Source organism: Chamaesiphon sp. (genome assembly GCF_041737865.1).
GTDB lineage: Bacteria > Cyanobacteriota > Cyanobacteriia > Cyanobacteriales > Chamaesiphonaceae > Chamaesiphon.
In genome coordinates, this window is record NZ_JBGSQZ010000333.1 from 1 (window position 1) to 5,712 (window position 5,712).

A 5,712-nucleotide genomic window follows, 5' to 3' on the forward strand; every position below is an offset into this window, starting at 1 on the left:
ATGGCGACGATTGCGATCCAACACAATGCCGCAGTTGAAAAGTTAGCACCCAAGCAATTTCTTCACCTACTCACCTTCTAGCAAAAGACCAGATCTGGATAGATCTGGTCTTTTTTTTCGATCGACAATCTATACGCTTACGCGTTTCAGATTTAGATTTTATCGTGAATATATACCAGGAAAAACCTTATGTCTCTATTTCGTCACGTTATGTCCGATCGAGAAGTTGCGACAATACTTGCCGCACTTCGCTATTTCCAAGCAAACCGCGATGATATCTTGGATGCAGAAATGCCCCACTTTGAGGAGATAGAACCACTGACATCTACAGAAATTGACGATCTCTGTGAAGAAATCAACATTCACACTTTGGGAACTAGCGATCGACTAAGACCTTTACAAAGTAATGACTAGTAACACTAAAACTATCGCTTGAGTAGTTTTAGATAGCTCCCGAACGATCGGGAGCTATCTTTTTCGGGGATCGACTCCCCTTCGCTTACGCGTTTCAGCTTTAGACTTCCACCAAAAATAATCCTCTGTGCCTACCATTTTCAATTTGAAAACTGATAGCTCAATCGACTTGGAAAGAACAATAAACTCAACTATTTTCAATTAAAACCACCATGATTACTCCAGTTGCACAAACCACTAAAGCAATTCGTGCAGAACTCAAAGCTGCCTTCCCAGGACATAAATTTTCGGTTACTTGCAAAAACTTCTCTATGGGTTCTTCGTTCCGCGTCACCTGGCTTGATGGCGTAACAAAAGAACAAGTAGAAGAAATTACAGGTAAATATAAAGATGTTAGTCGATGCGAACTTTCAGGTGAAATCCTTGGCGGTGGTAATACATACGCTAGCATCGATCGCAGCTACTCCCCCGCAGTAATGCAACCAGAACTCGATCGGATCGTACAGAAATATGTTGTCCGAAACGGGTCGGGTGAAGAAGTTAGCGAAATGGCTACATCCATTACTCGCGACGGTTCGATGGATCTAGCTGGCTTCTACTCGCTTGGCGATAACCGCTGCAACACCGTTCGCTCTTTGCTAGCTGAAACGCTGGGTAAAATTAGCTACTATCAAGCCCCTGAAGGTAAGAAAGCAGTTACTAAGTCCAATCCTGTTTCGAGATCGATCGAAGATAACGAGACAATCTTGGAATATCTATTCCCTGAAGACGCGACTGCCACCGACTGCGGCGCAACTGTGACCGAGAATCTTGAAAAAGATGGTGTCGAGGTTAAATTCGATCGCAAGCCTGACAGCGCGACTCTAGATGCCCTCAAAGGAAATGGCTTCCGCTATAGCCGGAATCTAAATATCTGGTATGCCAAGCGCACCGCCAAGACGCTGAGGGTCGCTCACAGTCTCTCCTCAATCTCAGTCGATTCAACACCTGTTACTGAGTCTACTCCCACCGATTTTAGCTACCTCTTAGGAGCGGAATCCGAGCAACCAGCTCAAGACGTGGCAGCGATCGAAGCTGAAGAAATAGAGCCTAAAATCTCAGCACCACGGCGTACCGTCCTAGCACTTATGCCAGCAGTTGAGATCGAAGAGGATAAAACGATTTCTCCGGTACTCGCCGCAATCGAACCTGAAGTAATCGAAGATCCCGATCTCTCGGTATCAGAGTTCGAGCAAGCAGCCAATAGTGGCAAAGTCATCAGTTTGTTGGCTTTTGCTACGGCAATCCGTCGCGAACAGACTCCAGTGCCAGTCAAGCCAAGCTACCAAGTTATCGATACCTTCAGCATCGAGCCTGTCGCAATCGAGCAATCAAAACCAACATTTGAGGTCATCCGAACTCTTACAGCATCTGGTTTGACAGCTTGGTAACGATCGACCACCGATCGCACTCGACACACAAATTAATCGAGTGCGATCTTCCCCACAACCTGAAAATTAAGGAACAAAAAATGCAGAATATTAACTCAGACTTTGTTAGTATCGGAACTAAATTAATCTATCAAGATGCAGCTAACTTTCAAAAATGGACTGTCAAAGAAATATTTGATGGTGGATTTTTGGCAGTAGACGAACATGAAGAGAAAGACTTCTGGTTCGATCGGCTTCAGAATGGCTGGTCGATCGATAGTAGCAATATTGTCACTATCGATACCAGCAATTCAGGCGACCTCAAAAGAGGCAATAGCATCGTATTCATCTTTGAAAATGACGAAGCTGCCAAAGCTGCCCTTGCCGAATTTCCGTCTCTTTTGGAAACAGCCAAAACCATGTATCCCGATCGAGTGTTAGCCGCTCGATGGAGTAAACGTGATGAGCTTATTGATAAGCTCATCAAGACCAGAACCGTCAAGTATTCTCAGAATCAACAGTCTAAATTAAATGCTGAAAAATGGGGACAAATATTTGGACTAAAACAGTAGTTTATTGCTGAATTCTATTTGACACACGAAAACTAATAAATGTTAGTTTTCGTGTGTCAAGTCACAATAGCAAAACCCAACCTAAAACCCTCAAACACCATGCTTGGACAACACACCGAATTCTATCCATCCACTCACTCGATCGCCTTAAAGATCGCCAAAATCTGCGGCGATTACCGATATGCCAATGGGCGATCGAGCAAATCTAATTTCCGCATCATCGACCCCAGCGCAGGTAACGGAGTCTTACTAGACGAGCTAAGATCGTCTTGGATGTTCAAAAACTGCGAGATTAGCGCGATCGAAATCGACCCCGATCTCCGCCACATCCTCACAGGCAAGGGCTATTCAGTCATCGATCGGGATTGGCTCACCTACCGCGAACCGACCAGCTTCAATATTATCGTGATGAACCCCCCATTTAGCGATGGTATCCACCACGCCCTCAAAGCTTGGGATTACCTAGCTGACGATGGGCTGTTAGTCTGTGTGGTGCCCGACACCATGCTCGACGAAGGAAATAGCCACAAGCAACGGCTATCTGCCCTAATCGCCCAATTCGGGAGCGTTGAAAGTATCGGACAAGCCTTCCGCGATGGAGTCAGACGTACTGGCGTAGAATGCTCGATCGTCACTCTCATCAAGCCAAAAGCAGCTATTAAAACAGGTTCCACTAAAACAGGTGCTATTAAAATGCTGATAAAAAAGCTAGCTGAAGAGACAAAAGCAAATTAATTCTGTTGCTCCTTTGCTTTCAAAGCAGTTGCGTTGAGCTTTGGCTAAATAGCTACGGCAGAGTCCATCGCTCACGCGTATCGGTTCTAGAAAATTTAATTACTTGGAGATATCCAATGACCGTATCCGAAATCCTTGCCAGTGTCAGAAAAAACTTAGAGTTTGACTGGAGCTTACACATTAGCGCAGACGACCTCTGGGATGCAACTAGCTCTATGCCAGAAGATGATGCCGATCGCTTGCTGATTGAATGGCTTCTTGATTTTGAACGTTCTACATAGTTCTTTGTGCTAGCTAATTTAGTCGATCTGAATCGATCGACTAAATTAGCTAGCAATCGACTATTACGATTTACATAGATCTTTGCGCTTACGCGGATCGGGTTTAGAAATTATTATTACTTAGGAAATTTACTATGAAAGTTGCTATCTTCTCCAATACCCAAGAATTATCCACAGCAGCAATAGCTCGGATTGACAATCTGATTAAGCTCAATGCCCAAATCCTGATTGGTGATGCTAATGTCGATCGCCCCATTCAAGAATATCTGTATTCCAAAGCCTATCCTCAAGTGACTGTCTACCATTCTGGGAAAAAGTCGAAGGTTAATGTCGGCTATCCAGAAAAAGGTGGTTATGTTAGTTCAGGTGTTCGGGATATCGAACTCTGTAAGCTTGCAGATTATGGTTTGGCGATCGGCACCAGTGCTCAGATTAAGAAGAACATTACCTCGATTGGAAGCGATCGAGTGCGATTGGTTGTGATTGCTCCAATTCAAGACCTCTGTCCAGTTTTGGTTGCCGCATAAGCTTATCACAATAGTCGATCCTCAGTAGGATCGACTATTGCTTTTTTGGCGATCGGCAACAATTTTTGCGCTTACGCGTTTCGGTTTTAGTTTTAGATCTTTACCCAGGAATATTCCTATGTCTTTATCCACTAATTCCATGACTGCAACTCAAATCGAAGAATTTCTTGCTACGCCTAACGTAGAAGAGATCCTTGAGTTACAGCGAGAACTTGAGCTTCGAGGTTTCGATTCTTACATAGAGATGCTCGATCGTCAAGTCGAAGCTCACATGAAGATGTTTGAATCTATTTAAAGATTAGATCGGGCATAGCTATTGGCAATTGCTAATAGCTATGCCCGATCTCGATCGAACACCTTGTTTTATCTTTAAAATCTATTCGCTTACGCGTTTCGGATTTAGATTTTTTATATTACCAAGAGAGCTATCATGATTACTGCAATTGAAATTCTTAATCTTTCCCGTACACTCAAAAGAATTTACATTATGCTCATCAATGGACGAATCTACATCGAATTTGTCGCCGCACCTGGTAATTCCGAACTAGCTCTGACCAGTAACATGTCTATTGATGGCATTATCAACTTGCTTGCCAGAGAATTTCATAGTAATTCAACAGCAATCAGATTGTTCTACTAAACAGTCAATCAACTTAATTAACCCCGCAGGTAAAATATCTGCGGGGTTTTCATATTTAATCTCACTAATAAGGCTTAAAACAATGAACATGCTTACTAATCAAAAATTATCTCAAGTTGCTAGAGCAATTTCTTTGCTTCAATCGGGTACTAGAGTGACTGTACCTATGCCTGTATATCTAGAGAATAACCCAAAATTTATCTGCGATCGAACTATTGTCACAACAGCCATTATCGATGAGAATCGAGTGCTGTACATGGGCGGTCAACTACCTCCAGTAAAGCAACAGTATTGCCGCCTGTACTCCTAACATTTTAATCCCATTGCTCAACCCTTATCCCTTTTTCTTAACATGAAATTTACCTCAATTATCTCCTTAGCTTTAGTCTTAATTGCTTCATCGGCTCCAGCTCAATCGATCGCAACATCTGCTCCCAACATGGGACAGGCGGTGGAGATCGAGAAGCCTCGCGAATATAAAATGTCTGAAATGACTCGCTCGATCGCTTTTGGAACTGCTTGTGAAGCAGCAGACAACGGTGATAGCACTAAGTCAATCTCTGCTAAAGTTCTTGATATGGTTTTGGCTAGAGAAACCAAATTATCTAGAAAAGATGCGAGAGTCTTGATAAATGTTCTTGTCAGATCTGCTATCGATAAATGCGGTAGTCTCGGCTCTAATTAGTAAAATAAGAAGGCGATCGATCTAATGAGATCGATCGTTTTTTTCAGAGTCCACCGCTTGCGCCGATCGGTTTTAGATGTTCACCAACTAAATTAAAATGAAAACATATACAGACGACGATAATTTAGCGATAGATATTGTCTCTTCTTACGCAATTAAAGAAGGAAAAGATACAGTTGAAGCAGTTTACCATTCGATCGACTGGTATCACTCTAGAGCGTATGGAACTAGTTACTATGAAGCTGATGGTGACGATGGCGGTCATACAGTTCATATTGAAGATAAAACATTTCTAGGATTTGTCTTAGAAAATAGACCCATCCGGAAATTTAGATCCTATACTCCACATGGGTTTCGATCGCTTCATACTTCCTCACGTATTTGTTGTATTTCATTGCTCGGATTGGGATCTTAGCTAATTACTATTAAAAACTAGCCAATTAGTTGGC

General features: G+C 42.8%; 11 protein-coding genes. All 11 read left to right on the forward strand.

Features of this window, described 5'->3' with window-relative positions; genetic code table 11:
- Positions 1-189: 189 nt before the first annotated feature.
- The 11 genes from ACEW9J_RS26200 (at position 190) to ACEW9J_RS26250 (ending at position 5,678) form a co-directional block, all read left to right on the forward strand.
- Positions 190-414, forward strand: coding sequence for a hypothetical protein (locus ACEW9J_RS26200; protein WP_373548002.1), 225 nt, complete (start codon positions 190-192; stop codon positions 412-414).
- Between the two features lie 212 nt (positions 415-626).
- Entirely contained in the window at positions 627-1,844 is a 1,218-nt protein-coding gene (locus tag ACEW9J_RS26205) for an LPD29 domain-containing protein (RefSeq protein WP_373548003.1), read from the forward strand.
- 80 nt (positions 1,845-1,924) lie between these two features.
- A complete protein-coding gene (locus tag ACEW9J_RS26210) occupies positions 1,925-2,395 on the forward strand; it encodes a hypothetical protein (protein WP_373548004.1) in 471 nt (156 codons plus the stop codon).
- Positions 2,396-2,494: 99 nt separating this feature from the next.
- On the forward strand, positions 2,495-3,130 hold the full coding sequence (locus tag ACEW9J_RS26215; RefSeq protein ID WP_373548005.1) for a hypothetical protein: 636 nt from the start codon (positions 2,495-2,497) through the stop codon (positions 3,128-3,130).
- 116 nt (positions 3,131-3,246) lie between these two features.
- Positions 3,247-3,411, forward strand: a complete 165-nt coding sequence (locus ACEW9J_RS26220; RefSeq protein WP_373548006.1) for a hypothetical protein — start codon at positions 3,247-3,249, stop codon at positions 3,409-3,411.
- Positions 3,412-3,545: 134 nt separating this feature from the next.
- Positions 3,546-3,938, forward strand: a complete 393-nt coding sequence (locus tag ACEW9J_RS26225; RefSeq protein WP_373548007.1) for a hypothetical protein — start codon at positions 3,546-3,548, stop codon at positions 3,936-3,938.
- A gap of 118 nt (positions 3,939-4,056) precedes the next feature.
- Complete coding sequence (locus ACEW9J_RS26230) at positions 4,057-4,233, forward strand: hypothetical protein (RefSeq protein ID WP_373548008.1); 177 nt, start codon at positions 4,057-4,059, stop codon at positions 4,231-4,233.
- A gap of 135 nt (positions 4,234-4,368) precedes the next feature.
- Positions 4,369-4,578 (forward strand): hypothetical protein, encoded by a 210-nt coding sequence (locus tag ACEW9J_RS26235; RefSeq protein ID WP_373548009.1) that lies wholly within the window; start codon positions 4,369-4,371, stop codon positions 4,576-4,578.
- Between the two features lie 88 nt (positions 4,579-4,666).
- Entirely contained in the window at positions 4,667-4,888 is a 222-nt protein-coding gene (locus ACEW9J_RS26240) for a hypothetical protein (RefSeq protein WP_373548010.1), read from the forward strand.
- A 42-nt stretch (positions 4,889-4,930) separates the two neighbouring features.
- The gene (locus ACEW9J_RS26245; protein WP_373548011.1) at positions 4,931-5,263 is read left to right on the forward strand and encodes a hypothetical protein; all 333 of its coding nucleotides are present in this window, start codon (positions 4,931-4,933) and stop codon (positions 5,261-5,263) included.
- A 97-nt stretch (positions 5,264-5,360) separates the two neighbouring features.
- Positions 5,361-5,678: a hypothetical protein gene (locus ACEW9J_RS26250; protein ID WP_373548012.1), complete on the forward strand. Its 318-nt coding sequence runs from the start codon at positions 5,361-5,363 to the stop codon at positions 5,676-5,678.
- Positions 5,679-5,712 lie beyond the last annotated feature (34 nt).